Below are 19,881 nucleotides of genomic sequence, written 5' to 3'. Positions count from 1 at the left end.
ACTCATTGCGCGCCCGCTTCGGCCTTGCCGCCATGCTCGGTGCTTCCGGCCATGCGGCATAGCATTTCGCCGAATGAGCGCATGAGCCTGTCAGCGTCCGGGTTGTCCATGCCGAAGTTAGCCTTGACGTAGGTTTTCACGGCGACGCGCACGCTTGCGTCATCGTCGCTGTTGGCCTTAGCGTCGGAAACGCCGCCCGCAACCAGTGCGGAACGGGCGGCGCTCACAAGGTCGGCTATCTCTTCGTCATAGCCGGTGTAATCGGCAGGGATGCGCAGGGCGCTACGGCAAGCCGCCAGAAGGTCGGCTTTGTTTTCGTCTGCCATCGGTGGCACCCCCTTAGATCACTTAGGCGGATGCGCCGCCGATGGTAAGCTGCGTGAAGCCCTGCGGGACGGCAAGGCCGCAATCATAGAGCAGGTAGCCATCGAAGCAATGGCGCTGCGTGCCGTCGGTGGCGACGTAGCCGGTAACGTCGATGCCGTCAAAGACGTTGCCTTTGACAAGATCGGGATAGCCAGCGCGGATAACGCCGTCAGGAACGCTATCGTCCTGCTTAACGTACTTTCCGAAGATGCGGCCTTGCACGGCGGGGTCTTCGGTCTTCTCGTCAACGAAGTAGCTATTGCCGTTCTTGTCCTCAACCATGGCAATGTAGTTCCAAATGGTGTCATTGTTGGCGTAAACAATTGCGCCCTTCGGAACGGGATTGCCAAAGGTTTTCAGAAGCCCGAACATCTTAGTAATGTCGGCCTTGGTCAGCGTGCCAGCCTTGGCACACGTAATGAGGTTTGCGGCGGCAATGCCAAGCTTCGCATCAGTCAGGCGGTCATGGACAAAGGCGTTAGCCGCAACCGCGATGCGGGCGGCAACCTCTTTGATAAGCCATGCTTCGAAGCCATCCATAGACTGAACGGCCATCTTGCGTGAAAGCTTGGCGGTCTTCTTGATCTCTTCGCCAGCAAGCGCGATGGTGTCAAATTCGTTCTGCTCGTCGGCGGGCGCTTCGCCCTCTTTGGTCTTCGCCGCATCGCCCTGCGCAATGCCGGTGTGGCGCACCAACTCATACTGATGCTTGAAGTTGTCGCGGCTAACGTCGCCGAACAGCACCGCCGAATTGTCAACAAGGCTGATGATCTGACCTTGAATCTCCTTCGGAATGACGGCATCGGTGTTGGTGGTAAGCGCGGTGAACGCCGCACGCTCCTGAGGGGTCATGTCGTTGCCACCGCCAAGCTGCACGCCCGCGCGGGTCGCAACGTCTTTGAGCCAACCGCGCTTCGCGGCAGCGTCGTAGTCGGTCGTGTCGCGCACGACGGCACCGGCAGCGCTCGCGCTGCGTGCCAGCGGCACGGTGGAAACCTTCGGCGCGGCTCCGCTCTCGATAGCGGAACGGGCGGCGGCGACAGCGGCGGCGCGGGTCTTGCGCTGCTCGGCCTGCTCGGTGGTCTTGCGCTCGATCTCCGCCGTAAGTTCGGCCATGCGCTCTTCGTCCTGCTTGGCCTCTTCCTCGGTCACGCCCTCGGGGGTGCCCTCGGCGTACTTGTCAATCAGCGCTTGCAGTTCCTTCAACAGTTCATCCATGGTTCTAGCCTTTCTTTCTTGCGTTTGCAATTGCCATTACGGCGCACGCCCTCGCGTGCGTCATGCGCCGCCGCGCAAACTCCTTGCGCGTCTGCTCAATCTCTCCGTTAAGCAAGTTGCGTGCGCTAATCTCGGTGTTGGGGTCAGCCGGAAGGCTCACCGCCGACACGTCGAAAACCTTTTTGACCCGCGTAATAGTGGTGGTGCGGGTTTCCCTGTCGAACTCGTCAGCGGCCACGGTGAACGCCCATGACATACGCGTGATAAGTCCGGCGGCTATCTCTTCGTAAAGTTCGCGCGATGCTTGGCTGCGCGACAGGTCGGCGGCGATGAACAAGCCGTGTTCGTCCGGCTCGATAAGCAGCGTGCCGTTACTTGTGCGGGCGTACACGCGCCCTTCGTGGTCGTACTGCAAAATCACGTCCGACATATCGGCTTCGCGGAAAGCATCGGGGCTGATGATCTCCAAATACTCGTTGCCCGCGAAGTCGCAATAGATGGGGTAGGGGTCATTAAACGTGCTTGCGTAGCCCTCGACGTAGTAATCACTGTCAAAGCGCTTCTTCGGCTCTTCGCCGCCCTCGTCTGCGCGTTTGAGCGGCGCGAGCGTGGCGGTCAATGTTCGGTACTGTCTTTCATTCGGCTTGCTTGGCATCGTTGCCCCCTTGTCCCTCGTCCTTTGGTGCGCCTATCTGCTCCGAAAGCGCAATGTTGGCGTTGGTCTGCGCGGCGCTCGCGGCTTGCTCTGCCGTATGCTCGCTAATCAACCCAAGGTCGATATACTCGCCACGGATTACGTGGCGCTCTCCGCCCTCGTAGTGCGGCGATTGGAACACGTCGGCAACTTGGTTTCCGTTCCAGATTCCACGGTCGAAAAGCGCCGTTGAAACGGCAAGCTTCGTGGTGTTGCTGGCGAACTCCAAGCGGTTTGCCGAAAACATGATTTCGTTTCCGTGGGCAATCTCGTTCCTGCTGTAGGTCATCGCGGTTAGCACGTAGCCAAGCTGAACGGCGAACGTCTCAATGTTCCCTTCGTAGAACGCGTTATAGGTGTCCTCGTTCGCCTTGTTCAGCACCACATCTTCGTTGGTTCCGAAGAACCTATAGGCGCTCTTCTCGATGCGCTCCATCTGCGCCGCGTCAACCGTGTAGCTTGACGGCGTAATCTGCTTCACATCGTCAAAGATGCGGTCATACACGGCGATGCCGCCCGCGTTGGACGGGTCAAGCTGCTTGTTGAAGTCCTTTGCGGCCTGTTCCCTGTCCTTGTCGTTGCGGTTCTGCGAAAGCTTGCCTATGAAGCGGATGAAAGCGCCTTGCTTAATGGCGTTCATTTCCCCTTCGGTCTGCGCGTGCATCAGTTCTAGCGTTGGATTAAGCACGTTGGTGCCGTCGCCGAAAAGGTCACTTCGGTACTGGTGTCGCGTCATGACGCCGACGCGTGACCACTCCACGTAGACGCTTTCAGACGTTGGAAAGTCAAGCTTCAACCAAAGTTCGCCGCCCACGTCGTAGGCCGTGCATTTGCTCGGCAACACCGGGTAATAGCCGACGTGCGTTGTGTTGTCATCGGCGAACAGCGGAATGATTAGCGCCGTGTCGTTCACCTGCAACATGGTGTATATGCGCTTGATGAACTGCGGCGTTGTCATCCACGGGTTGGGCTGGTAGGCCAGCGAAGCCGTGGCGTGGCTCTGCGCCGTTCCGCTCACCTCTGGTTTCAGCTTGCTTGCGTGGTTCGCGCCGCTCTCGATGATTGAGCGCGTCAACTCCGCTTCGTAGATGCCGCCCGTCCAAGTGGTGAAGCTTGGTTGGTAGGCCGTGAACGTTGAGAAGTAGCCGTTTACGGCTTGCATCTGCTTGCCGTGAAACACGGCATCGAACATTGAGCGCAAGCGCGGTTTCAGTCTTGCCAAGGTTTCAGCCCCCTATCATTGATTGGTATTCGTCGGCCATGTCTTTAAGGACTACGAACGCGTCACACTCCGCCGCCCAAGCGTCAATGCGGTTGCGCGGGTCTTGGTTCTTCTTGTCCGGCGCAATGTTGCCGTTCGCGTCCGATCTGACGGCCACGTTTGAGCGGCACCACTCCGCAATCGGGTTGGCGTTGTCAACTATTCGGTTCTCCCGGTAAAGCGCCCGCAGTTCCTTCATGGGCATTGACAGGGTTTGCGCACCCTGCACAACGCGCCTGAAATAGTCAGCGCCGAAGTAACCTTCGTAAGCTTCCACGGTCGGCACATCGCGCATATGCCACGGGTCATAGCCGCAAGCAACGGCATAGATGCCGTATTTCTGCTGAATCTCGGCCACCCAGTCAAGCACCGTGCGTTTGTCGATAATCGGCGTTGGGCACGTGCGCAAGTAGCCGTTGGCAATCCACGCATCATATGGCACGCCGTCACGCCCGCCGCGCCGCCCCTCGCGCTCCGCTTGCTCTAGCGCACGTTGCGGAATCCACGCCATGTGCAGCGCGTATATGTGCGGGTCGTTCGGGCGCTGCATGAGCAGACACGCCGCCGTCAGGTCGGTTGTGTCCGAAGCGTCAACGCCCAAAATCGCGTAGGTGAAGCCGTCCGACGGGTCAAAGGTCGCGTCGTTGTGTATCTCTGACCACGTAAGCCAAGCTTGGCTTTGGTTCTCAATCAGGTTGAAATCCTTAACAAGCAGCGTCGGCAGAAACGTAGGGTCGTTCTTCGCCTTGCTCACGTTCTTGCGAAGCGCTGGCAGTGATTTGATGGTGCCTAAGCCCGGATTGGCCTTGACCCACGCCGGTTCATGCTCCCATTCGTCGCGTTCGTCCAATTCGTAGATGAACGCAATGAAGCGCTCCGCGTCAACGCCGGTTGCCTGACCGTCAAGCCACTTGGCGGCGTACTGGTATTGCGCATCGAAGATGCCAGCGCGGACGAAGCCGTTTGTTGTGATCTCCAACACAAGCGGTTGCCTACGCGCCGACGTGCCTTGTATGGTCAGGTCGTACAAGTCGCGGTTTCGCATGGCCGCCAACTCGTCAATGATCGCGCCCGACACGTCCAAGCCGTCAAGGTGGTTCGTGTTCGCGCTAAGCGCCTTGATGGTGCCCATGTTCAAATCGCAATACAGGTCGCTTACGCGCTTGCGGATATGCTTTGACAGCGCCGGGGACGTTTTAATCATGCGCCAAGCGTTGTTGAAGCCCTTAGCTGCCTGATCGTGGGCGGTCGCCACGTTGTAGACCTCTGGTGCGCCCTCGTCATCGTTCACCTGCAAGTCAATTTCGATGCCGGACGCAAGCGCGGTCTTTCCGTTCTTCCTGCCCATGACCCAAAGCACTTCACGGTACTGCCGCAAGCCCTCTGCGTCTACGAAGCCGAAAATCACGGACAGAATGGCAAGTTGGAACAATTCCAGCTTGAAAGCGTGCCCAAGCTTGCCGGATGGTAGGCGGCAAAAGCGCTCAATGAAGTTAACGTGCTTGCTCGCGTACTCTTCGCGGAAATGGTACGGATAAAGCGGGTCTTTGTTGTCCATGTCGCGCAGAATCTTTGCAGCTACCTGCTTGATCTTGCGGCACGCCGTTATAGACCCGTCAAGCACGCCGCCGAAGTATTCACGTATAGCTTTCTCGCACCGCCCAGCCTTAGCGGCCTTAGTCATAGCGCGTTTCAGCTAGGTAATCCGTGAGCGCATCAGCAGCCGCCGCGCCGGTCGGCATCAGATCGCAAAGCTGCTTGATGCCACGCTGAAACGTAGTGAATAGCTTGTTGTAAGCGGAAAAGCCGGGATGCTCTCGCAAGCCCGATTGACCGCCGCCGTTGTCATACTCGGTGAAGATGCTTTCATAAAGCAGTTCGTGCCGCGCTTCGTCAAGCTTGACTTTCAGAAACGCGATGTTGTGGAGCATCGGCAACACAACTTTGCGCTTCTCGTCTGGTATTGCGTCCTTCGTGATGCGTTGAAGGTTGCGCACCTCGCTTTCGACACGCGATTGCATGGAAGCGGGCTTGCGCTTCGGCTTACTTTTGCCAACTTCGCCCGAAACTTGCGAACTATCGCATAGTTTTTGCTTCTGCACAAGACCACCCCCCTTTGAAAAGTCGGCACGCGAAAGAAATTGACTCCCGGCGTTGGTGCCCTAGGAATCGTTGCGCAGATTCAAACCGGGGGGATTTCCCGCCGCTCTGACCTGCTGTTTTGTGTTCGGTAATTTTTTCTTTGGTTCGCGTTTCCCGTCGCGCCGATCACTCGGCTAGGCAAATCAAGTTGCCGTCGGCATCAAACGCAAGCCCTTGACGCGTCGCACCGGCACGCGCCCACCCGTGCGTTTTCTTGTGGCATAGGTCGCAAAGGCTGACCAAGTTATCAAGGCCGCAAGCAATGTCCGGGTTGTCGATGTTGGCCGGTGTCAGTTCTTCGATATGGTGAACCATCGTTGCCGGTGTGATCTCTCCACCGGCAAGGCAGCGTTGGCACAAGTAGCTATCGCGCTTTAGCGCATCTTCCCGCGCACACTCCCAAGCCTTGGAATGATAGAACGCGTCACTAAACGGTTTAGCCATGCGCCACCACCCCAAAAGAAAAAGCGCCACGGCTCTAAGTCCGTGACGCTTTGCATAGTTCTAACCACCTTAGCGAACTTTAGCAGAAGTCGGAAAGTGGACGCAAGTAAAATCTTTTCAAGCGTTCTTCAATTTCGCAATGCCCGCTTCGTCAATGTACTTGAATCCAGCCCGCGAAAGTTCGCGGCACCACTGTTGCGAACAGCGCATAACCTCGGCAACCTCATGCCACGCCATGGCTTGGCAATAGGCCATGCAAAGCACGTCGGCGTAGCGGTTGCCTTTCAGCTTCGCCAAGCCGCCGTGGTCATCCTCGCCGTAAAGCAGCATGGTTGCTTCGTCCAGCATTTCCGATGCTTCGTTGATTCTGCGTTGTAATCTCTGCTCAAACTCAATGCGCCGGTTCACCCTGTCCATTGCATCGCTTTTGCCGTTGCCCTGCTGCTCACCGTAGCGCTGTACCTTCGCGCCCTCTGATGCCAACATCCGTGCCAACATTTCCTTTGAGCGCTCAATCCCCAACACGGCTTCGCGCACCTGTTCAAAGTATTCTTGCGCTCGCATGGCTTCACCTACGCAATGCCGGTGCTGCCGAAGCCAGCCGCCCCGCGCTCCGTCTCGGTCAACTCTTCGCAGGGCACCAACTCGCACGGAACGAACGGCATAACGATAAGCTGGCAAACGCGCGTGCCCGCTTCAAGCGTGGTGGTTTCGTCCGACTGGTTCAGCAGCGTTGCGCCGATCTCGCCGCGATATCCCGAATCAATCACGCCCACGCTGTTTGATAGCGTGATGCCGTGCTTGCTGGCAAGGCCGCTGCGCGGGAACACAAGCCCCACGCACCCTTGCGGAATCTCAACCGCAAGACCCGTGCCAACGGTAGCACGCGCCCCCGGCTCTAGTGTCACGTCGTGGGTAATGCGAAGGTCTAGCCCTGCGTCACCCTCATGCGCATAGCGCGGCAGTTCCGCGCCGTCCGAAAGTCTCACGTTCATTTTGCGTCCAATCATTCTTCAATCTCGCTTTCGTCAAATAGCGTGCCTTGCTTGGGCTTGCGGCATTTCTCATAGACGCAATGCCCAACTTCAAGGCAGTTAGTCCAGCAGTTCCACGGCGTGCAAAAGCACTTCTTGCCGTCCAACACCGCGCCCCGGTTCTCGCAGTCTTCAAGGCTCATTGCTTGCCCTTCCGCTTGCGTGCCCTGCGCCATGCGCGGAACAGGTCAAGGAAGCCCATTGCTTCAAGGTCTGGCATTGCCGGGTTCATGGCTACGCCGTCGATTGACGCGGCCACAACCTTTGCGCCCAACACGTCTTCAAGCACTCCGCCCGCTTCGTCCACGATCACTTGTCTTGGGCGCTTGCCTAAAAGCTTTTGCGGCTTGCAAATCGGCTTCGGTATCGTCACGCCCAAGGTTCTTGCCTGATGCTCCACGAACGCCGCCATTTGCGCGGTGCGCGTGTAAATCGGTATGCCGGTGTCGTGCGAAAGCATGATTAGCAGCGTGGTCTTGCCGGTACGCCTACCGCTCACGAAACATTGCATAAGCCACCACCACTAAAACGGTATGTCGCTGTCATAGACGCTGGCAGCTTCCACGGATTGCGGCGGCATGGCTTCCGGCGCTTGGGCTTCGCGGCGCGTGTTCATCAATTCCACTTCGTCAACGACGATTTCAACGCGCGAATACTGCCGCCCGTCCTTCTCCCACTTGTTCTGCCGAAGGTGCCCAGTCAATGAAAGCTTGGTGCCCTTCGCAAGGTAGGGTTGCAGGGCTTCGGCACGCTTGCCGAACATGACGCAATCGAACCAATGCGGCACGTCCTGATAGCTTCCGTCCGCTTGCCTCGCACGTTCGTTCACGGCCACCGAAAACGTGACCACGGCAAGTTGGCTGTTCGTGTACCGAAGTTCAGCGGCCTTGCCAAGGTGGCCGGATATTGCGCAGGTGTTCAGGCTCATAGCGCCACCCCGTCCAGCTTTTCAATGAGCGCGTGGGCTTGGTTCACTCCAAGACCGCCAACACGCTTGCTATCGGCGATGCTCAACGCGTGCATAAGCGCTTGCGTCTTCTTGAAGCCGTAGCCCGGAAGGGCGCTAATCATCTGTTTCACGCGCATACCAGATGCCGCCTTGTCGCCACGCTCTGCAAGGTAGATTAGATCGCAGACGGTCAGCACGCCGCTTGCAAGCTGGCTGCGCAACTCGGTGCGTTCCTTGCGCATCTGCTTTGCCTTTTCAAGGTTGGCAATCCTCTGTTCTTTGGTCAGTTCGGGAACCATCGTTTTACCCTCTTTCTTCCTATGTGCTTGATAATTACTTCTTATCAGTCACTTGCTGTTTGTCTTGAAAGCCTTTTCGGTGTCGCACCTGCGCGTTTACGGTGGTGCGCGGTGCGCGTTCAAAATGCGCCATTGCAACTTCATTGCAACACCTCTTCAAGGTCTGCCGTGGCTTCCATGGCCGCTTGCTCGAAGACGCTTGCGGCGTATGCGTCGCGCCCCGGCAAGACGTGGGCGTAGATGCGAAGCGTGGTTGCTTCGTCCGCGTGCCCCAATCGCTCCGAAACGGTTTTCAGGTCTACGCCGTGGGTCAGAAGCCACGTTGCGTGTGTGTGCCGCAAGTCGTGGAAGACGAAGCCTTGCGGCATTTCGATTTTTCCGGCAAACGTCGTGAATGCGCGTGAAACGCTGTTAGGGCGAAGATAGCCGCCGTCAACCGTGAGCAACGGCGCGTTGCTCGGCAGATCGCCGCAGAACAACCGGCGAAGTTCCATGAACGCATCAATGGTTTCAATGTCGCTTGTGGTAATGCCGATGTTGCGGCACTTGCGGCCTTTGGTAACGTCGCGCCTGTAGGGCTTCATGCCCTTCTTCTCAATGACGGTGCCGCCTACGTGGACGTACTTTGCCGCGCGGTAAATCTCGCCCGGACGCAACGCGCACACCTCGCCAACCCTCATGCCGGTTCTAAGCGAGAACCACGCGGCAAAGGCGTTCAGCGCCTTGCGCCACGTCCGCTTGTTCAAAACCTCTGGTTTCAGCAGTGGTTTTAGCTGCGCGTCCAGCTTGCGGAAATCGCCGATGTTGAGCGCTTGGGCTTCGTGGTGTACGGGGCTTGGCTTCTCAACGTCAATGATCGGGTTTGTGTCGCATATGCCCGCTTTCACGAAGAACTTATATGCGCCGCGCATGAAGTTGTGGACGTTGATAACGCTATTGCGGGACAAGCCTTGCCCGCCTAGTTCCTTTGGCACCATCAAGCGTTGTTCGTAGCGGTTGAAGTCGGCGACGCGCAAATCACGGGCGTTTGAGGTTGCAAGGTACTTCCGGGCGTATTTGGCGAACAGCCTATAGCTGCGCACGCTGTTAGGGCTTGCGCCGTTGCGCTCCCTCATGGCCGTGTAATCGTCCAGCAGGTCGGCAATCAGCGCACTTGCTACCAGACCGTCAGCCGTGAGGTGAGCCGCCCAAGCGTTAGCCATTTCCTGCGCTTCCGCTTCGTCGTGCGCCGCCGGGAACTCCCTATAGGGCTGAATCTTCTTACCTTCTGGCGTTTGCCCAAGGTAGGGGCGTGCGTACCAGACTTCACGCGCCTTGCTCCATTTGACCTTGCAAGCGCTCATGTCATGCACCCATCAGCGCCGGGGCATCTGCCACGTACTCGGTTTCAGGCTCTTCAAATCGGTGTGACCTGACCGCTTCGCGGCCATCCATGAAGCCCTGCGATTCGGCGTTGTGAGCGTCCCACCCGCACCCAAGCTTCAAGGTGGTGTCAACGCCCTTGATTCCGTTAAACCGCTCTTCGTACTTCTCCTTGACCTTTGGCGGAACAACGATCATCAGCGCTTCGGTCTGCTTCTCCAACTCTGACGCGATACCTGCAACGAAACCCACGACGTAGGCGTTATAGGTGCCGTATGCTGCGCCGCGAGAATACCGGGAAGCAAGGCGGTTGCCGATTTTGTACAGGGTATTAAACGTCATTGCCGCCGCCGTGGCATCGGTCTTGTAGCCGTAGAAGGTTATCAGGTGTTCATTGCGCCAATTCGTCTTATGAAACGCGCTCTTGGTCGTTTCAAGGTATTTGCAGCGGAATGCGGGCGCTATCACGCGTGCAAGGTGCCAGCGCCACCGGCGCGGGGCGTGGCTTGCGTAAACCTCTTCAATGGGTTCTTCCTCGGCGGTGTGAATCTCCCATTGCTCAACGTCGTATTGCACAATCAGGCGTTGAGCCGCGAGCGCCGCCGCTGCCGCTTCATGCTCGGTCGCCCCTCTGTCCTCTGCAACCGCCATAAGCTTTTTGATGCGCTCAATGATCTTTTCGCGTTTGTTATCCATATCAAAAACCTTTGGTTTCGGTGGTGGTTTTCGGCTCGATTTCCTCAATCAGAAAATCAATGCACTGCTTGCACTTTTTCAGGTCTTGAACGCCGTTCTTGCGAACCCAGCGCCATAGGTACTTGAATGCGCAGCCCCACCAATAAAGCGCTATGGGCGCAAGGTTCACGGCCTTGCCGTCGTTGGCGCACGGCTGCAAGCAATAGCCCGTGCCCATTATTGCCGCCATAGCGTCCTTGCACTCAATGCCGCCGCTGGTGTAGTGGCTAGGGTGTGAAACCGCATCTTTGGCGGCTTCGATCTGCTGCAAGCTAACGTCGCTCATAGCGCCACCCCCAGCGCCCGCAGCCGGTCGCCGTACAAGGCACGTTTGTCATCTGCTGGCGGTACTTCGTCCGGGTGCTTCGCGTCGTGGTCGATGATTTCCCGGTACATATCGCGGCAAACCTTTTCCACGCTGTCAGCGCCCGCGCGGCGTTGCTGGTATTCGTCCAGTGGTGCCGCTATGTGTTCGCGCCTGATCTCCATGGTAGGCATGGCATCGAAGCGGAAACGCGCGGTTATGTCGAACTCGCAAAACAAGCTTGGGTACTCTCCAAGCAGATTGCTTGCGTGGTCGCGTATGTACTGCCCTGCTTGCTCAATGGCTTCAATGAAGCCTTGCCGGGTGCTCAAATCCGGCCAAGTGTCTTTTGCCATCTTCTGACCTTCCTAGATTTCGCCGCATTCGCGGTTCTCGTGGCCGCTGTGGCCGTCTTTCGGTGTTTTGTGGGTATCTGTAGCCCTTTACGCCTTTTTGGCGCTTCTGCGCGGCTCTGGCTCGCTGTCGTATTCCTCAATAAAGCTGCCGTCGTATGAAGTGACCTCTTCCGTTTCCGGCAGGAAACCGCCCAGGAATCCAAGAACGCGGGCTTTTGACCAACCACCGCTTGCGCAGACGGCTTGCCGCTGCATTTCCTCAATCAGTTCACGCCGGTAAGCCGCCATGCGGCCACGGCTGGCGTTCTCTAATTCCTCAATCCGCACTTCAAGCGTGGCAGCGCGTGCCTTTTCCTGCTTCAAGTTGGCTTGAAGCTGCTTCTTGCTCTGCTCCAAAGGCTCAATTTTTGAAGCGGTGCTTTTCCGCTCTGATTCGCTTTGCCGCGCGAACTCTTCCGCCGCCCTAAGCTTCGTTGTCTTTTCCTGCAACGTCTCTTCAAGCGATTCAATGCGGGCTTTCGCGGTGTCAAGCTGCTTCGCAAGATCAAGCTTTTCTTGGTAGGTCGCATAAACCATCTGTTCAAGTTCGGCGGCGCTCATGTCCGGCTGCTCTATCTGCGCCGCCACTTCTTTTGCCGCTGCGCGTGCGTTGAAAAGTCCCATGAGATACCCCCCCCCTAGCAAGCAAGTGCGGCAGCGTATGCCGCCGGGTCGGCAATCGCGCTGCGCGGTACCCCGCGTGCGCATCCCATCCACTCTTTGAGCCATCGCATGAGTGCCCTTAGAAACGGCTGCACGTTCGTGTCATCAGCCCAACCGGCAATGCCTATGAAGCCGTCTGCGTTGAAACTGACCGCTTCACGCCCCGAAAAGTAGAATCCCGAAACGCGCAAGTAGGCATCTTCAATGCCGCCCGTAGATGCCGGGTTGATTACCGGCTGCGTAGCCTTGCGATAGCTAGGGCGCATTTCCATATGCTCGCCCATGCGCTCATGGTGTGCGTATTCGATGCAAAGGAAACCTTCAAGCGCCCTAATGTCGTTGGGCTGAATCTGCGAATAGGTCAGATTGGCCGTTATAGCGTCGCGCACCTGATCGCGCGTCAACTTATCCGATAAGGTCATCACAAGCCCCCTTCGCGTGCTTTCCGTGGCGCTTGCTGATGGAGCCAAGCAAGCCATCTTCGGGCGTGCGCTTGTCCTTCCATGCAAGGTTCTTGCACTTCCAGCACGGTTCACCCTCGTTGGCGAACCAATCAAGCGGACGTTGAATGCCGCACTTCGGGCATTCCCGCGTCTTAACGTGGTTTTCGTAATGAACTGGCATGGTCAAAACCTCCAATCTTGCCGAATGTGTAAAACTTTGTGGAAAACGCGTTGAAAACTGCAAAATCAGGCTTTGAGGAACGCGAAAGCGATTTCATGCCCAGAAAGAAGAACCAAGAAAGAGAAACTTTCTTGTTAGTCAATGCCACAAGCAACAGGGATTCGGTTTCGGTTTCGGTTATGACCGAAACCGAATCCCTTAGACCTAGACATAGACTTAGACATAGATATTGCTTTCGCAGTTTTTTAATGGTCGGTTTTGCATATCGGAAACCCTCGGTTTTCCGTGTGGTTTTCGTTCTCGCGCTTTTCATGGGTCTATCAGGCGTTTTGGTTTGGCTGTGGGTTTTTGCGCGGTCTGCCGCCCTTGCGTCCGGCTGCACGTTTCTTGCCGAAACTAAGCGCGTTTTCGTGCATCCGGGTATTTTCCAAGCACCCGTTTTCATCGGTCTGCAAAAGCCCGATGCTTAGCAACTGATCTACGAACGCCGTAACCTCTTCGATGCAAAGCAGTTCGCAGAAGTTGGAGCCGTCGCCGAATTGCAGCACGTCACCCAAGATCAACTTATCTTCTTCGGTGCTGAACGGGATTACGTGCCCTTTGTTGGATGCCAGAAGTTCGCACACGCGCCACCAACGCCCGTAGCCGCTCCAACCAAGCCGCCTGATAAGGCGCTGGCACTTAATGTCATTGGACGCGTTGGAATCGTGCGGGAAGTACGCCAAGCGGTCTTGCGCAAGTTCGCTTACGTTAGGCATCTTCGCACCCCTCTGCTTCGGCGTGCATTGCGGCAACCCTCGCGGCTACCTCGTCGTGCTTGCTGTCCTTGCGGCGAAGGTAGATTGCGCCAGCTTGCTTGATGCTGCCGGTGACAGCGGCCATTTGGCGCTGCTCGGTCAACTTGGGTTCTTCGATGATCGCCGCCGCGAGAACCAAACCGGCTTGCAGACCGGCGAACAGCGCCGTTGAATCAAGCTTGATGGTTTCGCCGGTGTCGGCGTTGACTATGGCAACATCGGCACCCACGCAATCAAGCAGCGCGAAAGTGTCCGTGATGCGCTCTTTGGCTTTCTTCGTGTTGGTCATCATTTCTTTTCGTCCTTCCTGTCGAACATGGATTTGCGCGTCTCTATGCGCAAGTCGGGGTTGTTTTCCAGCAGCCACCGCGCAAGCAGCGGGGTAACTGTGTTGTTGATGCTGTAGTGGTGCGTGATGCCGTGCTGGTCGGTGTAGGGCACCGCTACAAGCCTGTAAGCGCTCTCGTAGCGCACGCGCTCAATTAGGTACTTCGTGGACACCCGCAAGCCGCGCCGGTGAATGGCAAGCGCCGTCAACTCAATTTCGTGCGCCGCCTTGGGATTGACCCGCAACCACTCGTTGAACAATTCGCGGTAGCTTTCGGCTTTGAGCGGCACCGGGAACACAAAGGCGCGTTCTTGGGCTATGACGGCTTCCACGGGCTGCGTGTAGTCATCGACGTTCATAGTTCACCGCGACTTTCCAGCCGCTTTAGAAGCTGCCTGAAAGCCGCTTCGGCTTCGTCAATGGGCGCGTTCCACCGAATCGGCAGCGGATGCCGCACGCGAACGCCGCCGCCTTGGTCTATGTAGGCGTTCCAGAAGCCGTGAACGTCCATGGAAGCGCTGTGCGGCGGCTGCGAAATGGCTTGCCTACCCATGCCGCACCACCAGCCACACGATCACGGCAGCGTCAGCGGCAAGGCAAAGAGCCGTCAGCCCAAGCCCGTAGGTGTCGCCAAGCCAAATTTGGAAAGCGGCAACGGCCATGGGCAGAATGCCGGACATTGTGAGCGCCAGCAGAGCGCCAACGGCGATGCGCTGCCAAAGGCGCAGCCAACGTGCTAAGATTTCTTCGTCAAATTGCTGTCCGCATTTTTGACGCGCAACCGTGCGGGTACCAGCCGTGCGGTTGCTTCGTTTCTGGGGCGGCATCGTAAAGCGGTTGCAAGGCTTTGAAAGAAAGCCATTTGCACTGCGTCCAGCTTGCCGCCGGGTTCCTCGCAAACCATCGTTGTAACCAATGGTTTTAGCGGTGGTTTTCATGGTGGTTAACCTCCGCCTTCGGTCGTGGTTTGGTCATTGGTTTTTCTCCTTTCTTAGAACCAACGCGCTAGACCGATGCCCGTTAAGCTGCTGCAAAAGGCACGATGCCTAGCAATTCATCTGCCGTGCATTCGTACAACTTGCAAAGCTGAATCAGGCGTTGCGCAGTGGGTGACGTTTTCCCGTTCTCCCATGAACCAAGCGTGGTGATGGATACGCCAAGGCGCGTTGCCGCTTCTTGGGCGGTATAGCCCTTGCGCTCGCGTGCTTTGCGATAGTTGCCCATAATTCCTACCCCCTTTCTTTCTGCTCGTATAAGCCTTTGTGTTTCCAAAATAAACCAAACGGCTTACTTTGTGGTTTAGATAATAAGCCGAACGGTCTAGCGCGTCAACAATATTTTGTATACAATTATCCGCAAGGCTCACAAGCGGGAAAGGTTAGGCAAATGGATAACGAAAATGTAAAACGCCTGATTGGTTCGCGTATAGCGATTGCACGCAAAGCCGCTGGCTTGAATCAAGATCAAGTAGCGGAAGCAATCGGCGTGCATAAACAGACTATTTCACGTTGGGAAAGCGGGAAACGTGCGCCCAATGGTGAGGAAATCAGGTTGCTAGTTAACCTGCTTCATTGCTCCGCTGATTTCGTTCTTGGTCTGTCAGACACAATCACGATTCCCGAACAATAGAAAAACCCCGCGCAGGTTTGACGGCTGGCGCGGGGCAATACCAAATAGGCAAGGTGATTTTATCATGGTCAAGCGCAGGGCTGCTATATATGCCCGGTTTTCGTCGCACAATCAACGTTCGGAAAGCATCGAAATACAGGTTGATGCTGGCACCCGCTACATAGCTGAAAACGGCCTTGAACTGGTGAAGATATATGCGGACTACGCCAAGACGGGGCGCAACACTGACCGGCGCGAATACAAACAGATGATGAACGATGCCCGGTTAGGGCTGTTTGATTACGTGGTGATCTACAAGGTGCCGCGCATCATGCGCAACCGTGACGAAATGGCGCTAACGCGCATCATGCTGCGCAAAGCCGGTGTTGAAATACTCTACGCCGGTGAGGAAATCGCCAGCGGTTCGGCTGGCGTTCTGCAATTGGGAATGCTCGAAGTGCTGGCCGAATGGGAAAGCGCCATAGACAGCGAACGCATCATTGACGGCATACAGAAGAACGCGCAAAGGTGCATGGCGAATGGCCGCACGCTCTACGGTTGGGACATTGTAGAAGGGCGCTACGTTATCAATGACCGCGAAGCTGCGGTGCTGCACAAAATGAAAAACATGGTGTTTGCAGGTTCGATAATCGCCGAAGTGGTCAGGGCTGTTGCAAACGTGCGCACACGTCAGGGAAAGCCCATTAACCATGATCGCGCTAAGAAGCTGTTGTTGCGCCCGCAAAATGGCGGCACGTATAGCTACGCTGGCCACGTGGTTGAAGGTGGAATGCCCGCGCTCTGGCCGAAAGCTGAACAAGATATGCTAATAAGCATCCTAGGAAATCCACGCCCGCGCCGCCGCGTAGACCACGCCGCAGAATGGCCGCTAACCGGCAAGCTGTATTGCGCAGAATGTGGCAACACTCTTGCCGGAACGTCCGGCACCGGCAAAAGCGGCACGGTCTATGCCTATTACAAGTGCAAGAAGTGCAAGCGCACGTTCAGGCGCGACATTTTGGAAGATGCCATAGTTGATATGACCATATGCGCCCTAGAGCGCACCGACGTGCGCAAGCGCATTGCCGACGGCATGGCAACCTATGAAGCCACCATGGAAGATGCGCAGCTTGAAAGCGAGCGCCTACGCAAGGAAATAAAAAGGATTGATGCCGCGTTTGAACGAATCTGGCAAGCCATCGAAGACGGCATAGCGCCACCGGGCGGCAAAGAACGCATTGAGGATTTGAAAGCCCGCAAAGATGCGTTGGAAACCGAATATCAGATAGCCAAGGCCAATGAAAACATTGAACCGGGCTTTTCGGAATTGATGGACTGGCTAGACAATGTAGCCGAAGAAATGAACCCGCAAGAAATCCTAACAATGTTTGTGCGGGCGGTGCAGATCGACAAAGCCGAAGTGCGGTTGTACTTCGCCTTTGACTATTACGGCGACAATTTCACGCCGCCAAAAAAAGACGAACACCAGTTAAAACGGTGTTCGTCTAATTCTCCTATGGTGGAGATAAGGGGGATCGAACCCCTGACCTCATGACTGCCAGTCATGCGCTCTCCCAGCTGAGCTATATCCCCGTGGGTTGGTGCGGAAATCACTATACCAAAGATTGGCTCGAATGCGCCAAAAACTTTGGCAACCTGCCAATTGCTCCCTTCTTTAGACGCTTCCTTCACAATTAGCCTGCGGCTAGAGCCGTTGGGAAGCCATGCCATAGGGGTGTCGCGACTTCAGAGGGCAACATTCGCCATCATAGAGTTAAGGCCGCTGAAGCACCCCCCCCCCGCATGTTTTGCCAGGTCCTGACGGATAAGGTCTTTGATATACCCTGCTTTGTTGGGGTGCTGGTTAACCCAGGCCAGGATTTTGGCATCGGGAGGGTAAAACGCCACTACAACGCGTTTCGTCTTCTCCTTGGCATACTTGGCCTTCGCCCTTTTAGAAGCTTCCGATATCATGATTATGCCTTCTTCGCTTCGACGGTGCCTATATATCGGCACAGGCTGCTGAAGGAGCCAGCTCCGTAGTAGACGCATGAAAAAGCACAGTGGCCACCCTCACTCCTTCAAGATCCAAGCTAGAGGCATCATTAGAGAGAAATACCTTAAGCTCTTGCTCTATTTGTATATGTATAGCTTTCACATTTCATGATAATAGTAAATCATCCAGAATCTGACTACTCCCTAAATTTCATACAGGGGATTCATTTGGGCTATCAGTGGCATTTTTAATATTTAATTAAGTGACAATCCGTTATTTATGCATATATGATGGCCTATATGCTTAGAGCAGCTCATGCGCATAAAAAAGCGCCCCATAGGGCGCTTCATATAAACCCGCAGGTATTCTAGGGGAGCAACCTAGAGCCGGCTGCCTTTTGCCTTGTACATCAGATCAGTTGGAGAGACCCTCTTTCTAACTGTTGCGCTTCGAGACGCTGCGAGCCGAAGCAACCAGGGTTTTGCCTGATGCAAGCAGTACGGCAAACAACGGCTGCAAAGAGCCGGTGCCGCCCGTTTGTGGCAAAGCAATCTTGTTTGTGGCTAAGGAAGCGCCACAAACTGTGCACCTGCCATCCACGTAATGGTGGCCAGCCGCCCGAACCGCAGTGCTCTCGGGCTCGATCTCCATCATGCCATCCTTGTCGTCAAAAAAACCTTGCCGCATGCCTCGCACGTCAAGTACTCGGTGTTGCCCGCTTCGGCGCAACTAGCCGCATTCGCTTCTGTTCGTATGAGCTTGTGTCCTGTAGCGAGGATGTTTGCGACAGTCTTGGTTTGCCTGTGTGCCCAATCTTCAGCAAATATAGCCGCATAAAGGGCCTCCCCTACGTTCGTGCAGTCGGCAGCTTTTGAAACCTGGCCGCTTACTGCAGCGCGGGCCGATTCTATATGGCTTGCATCTATAGTGCAAACGCGGGTTGCCATGTAGGATCTGCCGTCTTCTCTCCACTCATAGAATGTCTCCCAGTTGTGACTATGGTCACCAGCCGATGCGCCACGCACCGTTACACCAAAGATGACTTCGAGAGGAATATTGTCCGGGTTGGCGACTTCCTCAGGCAGGGCTATGACACCTTTCACCTGAAATGCCTGCTCTTTTGGACTTGAAGGATCATAGCTGCCCATTACCTAATCATCCAGATCCCAAGTGACTGCAGCAAAGTGGATGCTCTGCGATTCAGTATCTATATTGACTGTGGAAGGAAGCCCGAGCGCTGAGGCAGTCTTTTCTGTGCCACTTGCCACACCGAAGATGTCCTTAGGCTGCGTGATGCCAAGGAGCTTTACCCGGTTGGAATAGTATGGGCTTGCGACCTTCAAGGTACCGTCAGCATCGAGTGCTCTCTCTTCTATACCTTCGCTGTTCACCGATACCTGGGTGGAACCCTTCCATAGGCACAATCATCATATGAGCCTTGTAGCACCAGGGATAATAGCAAGCATTTCCGGCGACAGGATTGTTCTCAGTACCAGTCCAATAGAGCGCGACGTTCTCAATGCCCTCTTGCCTCTGTGGCAAGAGGCCTCTCTCCTTGGGGCAAAGCTATCGTGACGCCCACTTCGTTTATGGCAACGGCGTCAGCAGCTGAAATGGTGATGGCCCCAGTGATTCCAGATCTATCGATCGTAAGTCTTCCTGTAGCAGAATCATAGGAATACGCGCCGCTTCCAGCCTCCAGTGCTTTGCCTCCCACACTCGCAGCGATTCTCAACGGCAACAGGCGGCCATTAGTTGCAGTCAGCGTAGTGGAGTAATTTATCCCCTGTGTGATATAGTCGCTCCCATTGTCGGCCACAAGATTGGTGAATTGTTTTGTAACCTTGCAGAGAATGGTCCCATTGTTGATGATGGAGCCCTCTCTGATGACAATGCCGTTATCGTATATGGTCCCTTCATTGGTTAGGGACACTCCTTCCGGCATGGTAAAGCGCATGTTCTCTGGAACGGTCAGAGTCTTGCCTCTGTCGATAGTCAGGCTTTTCGCCAACGTCTGGTCTTTGTAGACGGTTCCAGAATTACCAATGAAGATGATCCCGCTCCACTGGCCCTTCCTCGACTAATCTCCAAGGGCACTGGCAAAGATAACTGCACTGCCGTTTTCCCCGGTTGAGAAGCTGCCGTGATTGTTTGAAGAACCACCGGCGCCGATAGATGGCGCACTGCCGCCACCAGTTGCGGTCACGATGCCACCACGGACAACGACATCGGCACCGTTGCCGCCATAAGGCCCCTTAGTATAGCTCTGATCCCAGCCGCCACCGCCTATTCCGGCGCCGTTCTCCGTTCCTCCGACGGCGGTAACCGTTCCGCCGTAAATTCTGACGGTGCCCCCATGACCGCATGAAGCGTTTCCACCTATTCCTGCGCCCTCCTTTCCACGCTGGGCATAAACGATTCCACCATATAAATTGATGTTCCCACCGTTTTTGAAGCGTCCTCCGCCAATGCCAGGAGCCGTGTTATGCGATATCCTTGACGTAAGCGAGCCAGTATTACCGCTCTGACCGTATACCGAGAAGGTGTTGTCCTCGTTCACGCAGATGTTCTTAGTGGTCAGCTTCGCTCCGTCGCACAGGATCAGTCTAACGTCGCCCTCGACGGTTATCGTGTCGATAATATCGACTGAGCCGTCCACCAC

Annotated in this window: 30 protein-coding genes and 1 tRNA gene; 2 read left to right on the top strand and 29 right to left on the bottom strand. The window is 55.9% G+C overall.

Annotated elements, in window-relative coordinates:
• Positions 1-2: 2 nt before the first annotated feature.
• The 24 genes from E5334_RS05515 to E5334_RS05405 all read right to left on the bottom strand — a co-directional run bounded on the left by E5334_RS05515 (position 3) and on the right by E5334_RS05405 (position 14,839).
• Positions 3-326 carry a phage head-tail connector protein gene (locus tag E5334_RS05515; RefSeq protein ID WP_114538727.1) on the bottom strand — a complete coding sequence of 108 codons (324 nt, stop codon included), beginning with the start codon at positions 324-326 and terminating at the stop codon, positions 3-5.
• Positions 327-348: 22 nt separating this feature from the next.
• On the bottom strand, positions 349-1,584 hold the full coding sequence (locus E5334_RS05510; protein WP_114538726.1) for a phage major capsid protein: 1,236 nt from the start codon (positions 1,582-1,584) through the stop codon (positions 349-351).
• Positions 1,585-1,588: 4 nt separating this feature from the next.
• The gene (locus tag E5334_RS05505; RefSeq protein WP_114538725.1) at positions 1,589-2,239 is read right to left on the bottom strand and encodes an HK97 family phage prohead protease; all 651 of its coding nucleotides are present in this window, start codon (positions 2,237-2,239) and stop codon (positions 1,589-1,591) included.
• The gene (locus E5334_RS05500; protein ID WP_136012601.1) at positions 2,220-3,500 is read right to left on the bottom strand and encodes a phage portal protein; all 1,281 of its coding nucleotides are present in this window, start codon (positions 3,498-3,500) and stop codon (positions 2,220-2,222) included. Before E5334_RS05500 ends, E5334_RS05505 begins: the two co-directional genes overlap by 20 nt.
• A gap of 4 nt (positions 3,501-3,504) precedes the next feature.
• Positions 3,505-5,097 (bottom strand): terminase large subunit, encoded by a 1,593-nt coding sequence (locus E5334_RS05495; RefSeq protein ID WP_275438945.1) that lies wholly within the window; start codon positions 5,095-5,097, stop codon positions 3,505-3,507.
• Between the two features lie 118 nt (positions 5,098-5,215).
• On the bottom strand, positions 5,216-5,641 hold the full coding sequence (locus E5334_RS05490; protein WP_114538722.1) for a hypothetical protein: 426 nt from the start codon (positions 5,639-5,641) through the stop codon (positions 5,216-5,218).
• 166 nt (positions 5,642-5,807) lie between these two features.
• Positions 5,808-6,125, bottom strand: coding sequence for an HNH endonuclease (locus tag E5334_RS05485; RefSeq protein ID WP_136012599.1), 318 nt, complete (start codon positions 6,123-6,125; stop codon positions 5,808-5,810).
• A 117-nt stretch (positions 6,126-6,242) separates the two neighbouring features.
• Positions 6,243-6,689, bottom strand: a complete 447-nt coding sequence (locus tag E5334_RS05480; RefSeq protein ID WP_136012598.1) for a hypothetical protein — start codon at positions 6,687-6,689, stop codon at positions 6,243-6,245.
• A gap of 8 nt (positions 6,690-6,697) precedes the next feature.
• Positions 6,698-7,120: a dUTP diphosphatase gene (gene dut / locus E5334_RS05475; protein ID WP_275438944.1), complete on the bottom strand. Its 423-nt coding sequence runs from the start codon at positions 7,118-7,120 to the stop codon at positions 6,698-6,700.
• Between the two features lie 11 nt (positions 7,121-7,131).
• Positions 7,132-7,302, bottom strand: a complete 171-nt coding sequence (locus E5334_RS08645; protein WP_167604310.1) for a hypothetical protein — start codon at positions 7,300-7,302, stop codon at positions 7,132-7,134.
• Positions 7,299-7,658, bottom strand: coding sequence for a hypothetical protein (locus tag E5334_RS05470; protein ID WP_136012596.1), 360 nt, complete (start codon positions 7,656-7,658; stop codon positions 7,299-7,301). Before E5334_RS05470 ends, E5334_RS08645 begins: the two co-directional genes overlap by 4 nt.
• 24 nt (positions 7,659-7,682) lie before the next feature.
• A complete protein-coding gene (locus tag E5334_RS05465; RefSeq protein WP_136012595.1) occupies positions 7,683-8,087 on the bottom strand; it encodes a single-stranded DNA-binding protein in 405 nt (134 codons plus the stop codon).
• Positions 8,084-8,407, bottom strand: coding sequence for an integration host factor, actinobacterial type (gene mihF / locus E5334_RS05460; protein ID WP_136012594.1), 324 nt, complete (start codon positions 8,405-8,407; stop codon positions 8,084-8,086). Before mihF ends, E5334_RS05465 begins: the two co-directional genes overlap by 4 nt.
• Positions 8,408-8,547: 140 nt before the next feature.
• Positions 8,548-9,750 (bottom strand): tyrosine-type recombinase/integrase, encoded by a 1,203-nt coding sequence (locus E5334_RS05455; RefSeq protein WP_136012593.1) that lies wholly within the window; start codon positions 9,748-9,750, stop codon positions 8,548-8,550.
• A gap of 1 nt (position 9,751) precedes the next feature.
• A complete protein-coding gene (locus E5334_RS05450) occupies positions 9,752-10,465 on the bottom strand; it encodes a DUF2786 domain-containing protein (protein ID WP_114538715.1) in 714 nt (237 codons plus the stop codon).
• A 1-nt stretch (position 10,466) separates the two neighbouring features.
• The gene (locus E5334_RS05445) at positions 10,467-10,790 is read right to left on the bottom strand and encodes a DUF3310 domain-containing protein (protein ID WP_136012592.1); all 324 of its coding nucleotides are present in this window, start codon (positions 10,788-10,790) and stop codon (positions 10,467-10,469) included.
• Positions 10,787-11,164 carry a hypothetical protein gene (locus tag E5334_RS05440; RefSeq protein WP_136012591.1) on the bottom strand — a complete coding sequence of 126 codons (378 nt, stop codon included), beginning with the start codon at positions 11,162-11,164 and terminating at the stop codon, positions 10,787-10,789. The genes E5334_RS05445 and E5334_RS05440 overlap by 4 nt, the downstream gene beginning before the upstream one ends.
• A gap of 87 nt (positions 11,165-11,251) precedes the next feature.
• Entirely contained in the window at positions 11,252-11,827 is a 576-nt protein-coding gene (locus tag E5334_RS05435; protein WP_136012590.1) for a hypothetical protein, read from the bottom strand.
• 14 nt (positions 11,828-11,841) lie between these two features.
• Positions 11,842-12,288 carry a hypothetical protein gene (locus E5334_RS05430; protein WP_114538711.1) on the bottom strand — a complete coding sequence of 149 codons (447 nt, stop codon included), beginning with the start codon at positions 12,286-12,288 and terminating at the stop codon, positions 11,842-11,844.
• Between the two features lie 522 nt (positions 12,289-12,810).
• Complete coding sequence (locus E5334_RS05425; RefSeq protein ID WP_136012589.1) at positions 12,811-13,248, bottom strand: Lin1244/Lin1753 domain-containing protein; 438 nt, start codon at positions 13,246-13,248, stop codon at positions 12,811-12,813.
• Positions 13,241-13,579, bottom strand: coding sequence for a hypothetical protein (locus E5334_RS05420; protein WP_136012588.1), 339 nt, complete (start codon positions 13,577-13,579; stop codon positions 13,241-13,243). Before E5334_RS05420 ends, E5334_RS05425 begins: the two co-directional genes overlap by 8 nt.
• The gene (locus E5334_RS05415; RefSeq protein WP_114538708.1) at positions 13,576-13,974 is read right to left on the bottom strand and encodes a hypothetical protein; all 399 of its coding nucleotides are present in this window, start codon (positions 13,972-13,974) and stop codon (positions 13,576-13,578) included. Before E5334_RS05415 ends, E5334_RS05420 begins: the two co-directional genes overlap by 4 nt.
• 186 nt (positions 13,975-14,160) lie before the next feature.
• Positions 14,161-14,553, bottom strand: coding sequence for a hypothetical protein (locus E5334_RS05410; protein ID WP_136012587.1), 393 nt, complete (start codon positions 14,551-14,553; stop codon positions 14,161-14,163).
• An 82-nt stretch (positions 14,554-14,635) separates the two neighbouring features.
• Positions 14,636-14,839, bottom strand: coding sequence for a helix-turn-helix domain-containing protein (locus E5334_RS05405; protein WP_114538707.1), 204 nt, complete (start codon positions 14,837-14,839; stop codon positions 14,636-14,638).
• A 162-nt stretch (positions 14,840-15,001) separates the two neighbouring features.
• On the opposite strand from E5334_RS05405, the gene E5334_RS05400 reads away from it, so the two are divergent.
• Complete coding sequence (locus E5334_RS05400; RefSeq protein ID WP_114538706.1) at positions 15,002-15,244, top strand: helix-turn-helix domain-containing protein; 243 nt, start codon at positions 15,002-15,004, stop codon at positions 15,242-15,244.
• Positions 15,245-15,308: 64 nt separating this feature from the next.
• Positions 15,309-16,778 carry a recombinase family protein gene (locus E5334_RS05395; protein WP_136012753.1) on the top strand — a complete coding sequence of 490 codons (1,470 nt, stop codon included), beginning with the start codon at positions 15,309-15,311 and terminating at the stop codon, positions 16,776-16,778.
• Here the strand turns inward: E5334_RS05395 and E5334_RS05390 are convergent.
• The 5 genes from E5334_RS05390 to E5334_RS05370 form a co-directional block, all read right to left on the bottom strand.
• Positions 16,741-16,816: transfer RNA gene (locus E5334_RS05390), tRNA-Ala, on the bottom strand. The two genes, E5334_RS05395 and E5334_RS05390, sit on opposite strands and share 38 nt — an antisense overlap.
• Positions 16,817-16,969: 153 nt before the next feature.
• On the bottom strand, positions 16,970-17,197 hold the full coding sequence (locus E5334_RS05385; protein WP_275438942.1) for a hypothetical protein: 228 nt from the start codon (positions 17,195-17,197) through the stop codon (positions 16,970-16,972).
• A 672-nt stretch (positions 17,198-17,869) separates the two neighbouring features.
• Positions 17,870-18,367: a hypothetical protein gene (locus E5334_RS05380; RefSeq protein ID WP_136012586.1), complete on the bottom strand. Its 498-nt coding sequence runs from the start codon at positions 18,365-18,367 to the stop codon at positions 17,870-17,872.
• Between the two features lie 368 nt (positions 18,368-18,735).
• On the bottom strand, positions 18,736-19,230 hold the full coding sequence (locus E5334_RS05375) for a hypothetical protein (RefSeq protein ID WP_136012585.1): 495 nt from the start codon (positions 19,228-19,230) through the stop codon (positions 18,736-18,738).
• 69 nt (positions 19,231-19,299) lie between these two features.
• Positions 19,300-19,881, bottom strand: a complete 582-nt coding sequence (locus E5334_RS05370) for a hypothetical protein (protein ID WP_136012584.1) — start codon at positions 19,879-19,881, stop codon at positions 19,300-19,302.

The sequence above is a fragment of the Muricaecibacterium torontonense genome (assembly GCF_004793925.1).
Lineage (GTDB): Bacteria > Actinomycetota > Coriobacteriia > Coriobacteriales > Atopobiaceae > Leptogranulimonas > Leptogranulimonas caecicola.
This window is presented reverse-complemented; position numbering and strand designations above follow the sequence as displayed.

What these genes read in the sequence shown, in the direction of transcription:
- dut (WP_275438944.1), bottom strand. Translation starts at nt 7,120, where the DNA reads ATGAACGTGAGACTTTCGGACGGCGCGGAACTGCCGCGCTATGCGCAT.
- E5334_RS05495 (WP_275438945.1), bottom strand. Translation starts at nt 5,097, where the DNA reads ATGGACAACAAAGACCCGCTTTATCCGTACCATTTCCGCGAAGAGTAC.
- E5334_RS05430 (WP_114538711.1), bottom strand. Translation starts at nt 12,288, where the DNA reads ATGACCTTATCGGATAAGTTGACGCGCGATCAGGTGCGCGACGCTATA.
- E5334_RS05480 (WP_136012598.1), bottom strand. Translation starts at nt 6,689, where the DNA reads ATGCGAGCGCAAGAATACTTTGAACAGGTGCGCGAAGCCGTGTTGGGG.
- E5334_RS05435 (WP_136012590.1), bottom strand. Translation starts at nt 11,827, where the DNA reads ATGGGACTTTTCAACGCACGCGCAGCGGCAAAAGAAGTGGCGGCGCAG.
- E5334_RS05395 (WP_136012753.1), top strand. Translation starts at nt 15,309, where the DNA reads ATGGTCAAGCGCAGGGCTGCTATATATGCCCGGTTTTCGTCGCACAAT.
- E5334_RS05400 (WP_114538706.1), top strand. Translation starts at nt 15,002, where the DNA reads ATGGATAACGAAAATGTAAAACGCCTGATTGGTTCGCGTATAGCGATT.
- E5334_RS05450 (WP_114538715.1), bottom strand. Translation starts at nt 10,465, where the DNA reads ATGGATAACAAACGCGAAAAGATCATTGAGCGCATCAAAAAGCTTATG.
- E5334_RS05410 (WP_136012587.1), bottom strand. Translation starts at nt 14,553, where the DNA reads ATGAAAACCACCGCTAAAACCATTGGTTACAACGATGGTTTGCGAGGA.
- E5334_RS05515 (WP_114538727.1), bottom strand. Translation starts at nt 326, where the DNA reads ATGGCAGACGAAAACAAAGCCGACCTTCTGGCGGCTTGCCGTAGCGCC.
- E5334_RS05425 (WP_136012589.1), bottom strand. Translation starts at nt 13,248, where the DNA reads ATGCCTAACGTAAGCGAACTTGCGCAAGACCGCTTGGCGTACTTCCCG.
- E5334_RS05380 (WP_136012586.1), bottom strand. Translation starts at nt 18,367, where the DNA reads ATGGGCAGCTATGATCCTTCAAGTCCAAAAGAGCAGGCATTTCAGGTG.
- E5334_RS05455 (WP_136012593.1), bottom strand. Translation starts at nt 9,750, where the DNA reads ATGAGCGCTTGCAAGGTCAAATGGAGCAAGGCGCGTGAAGTCTGGTAC.
- E5334_RS05510 (WP_114538726.1), bottom strand. Translation starts at nt 1,584, where the DNA reads ATGGATGAACTGTTGAAGGAACTGCAAGCGCTGATTGACAAGTACGCC.
- E5334_RS05505 (WP_114538725.1), bottom strand. Translation starts at nt 2,239, where the DNA reads ATGCCAAGCAAGCCGAATGAAAGACAGTACCGAACATTGACCGCCACG.
- E5334_RS05485 (WP_136012599.1), bottom strand. Translation starts at nt 6,125, where the DNA reads ATGGCTAAACCGTTTAGTGACGCGTTCTATCATTCCAAGGCTTGGGAG.
- E5334_RS05445 (WP_136012592.1), bottom strand. Translation starts at nt 10,790, where the DNA reads ATGAGCGACGTTAGCTTGCAGCAGATCGAAGCCGCCAAAGATGCGGTT.
- E5334_RS08645 (WP_167604310.1), bottom strand. Translation starts at nt 7,302, where the DNA reads ATGAGCCTTGAAGACTGCGAGAACCGGGGCGCGGTGTTGGACGGCAAG.
- E5334_RS05465 (WP_136012595.1), bottom strand. Translation starts at nt 8,087, where the DNA reads ATGAGCCTGAACACCTGCGCAATATCCGGCCACCTTGGCAAGGCCGCT.
- E5334_RS05405 (WP_114538707.1), bottom strand. Translation starts at nt 14,839, where the DNA reads ATGGGCAACTATCGCAAAGCACGCGAGCGCAAGGGCTATACCGCCCAA.
- mihF (WP_136012594.1), bottom strand. Translation starts at nt 8,407, where the DNA reads ATGGTTCCCGAACTGACCAAAGAACAGAGGATTGCCAACCTTGAAAAG.
- E5334_RS05385 (WP_275438942.1), bottom strand. Translation starts at nt 17,197, where the DNA reads ATGATATCGGAAGCTTCTAAAAGGGCGAAGGCCAAGTATGCCAAGGAG.
- E5334_RS05415 (WP_114538708.1), bottom strand. Translation starts at nt 13,974, where the DNA reads ATGAACGTCGATGACTACACGCAGCCCGTGGAAGCCGTCATAGCCCAA.
- E5334_RS05420 (WP_136012588.1), bottom strand. Translation starts at nt 13,579, where the DNA reads ATGATGACCAACACGAAGAAAGCCAAAGAGCGCATCACGGACACTTTC.
- E5334_RS05440 (WP_136012591.1), bottom strand. Translation starts at nt 11,164, where the DNA reads ATGGCAAAAGACACTTGGCCGGATTTGAGCACCCGGCAAGGCTTCATT.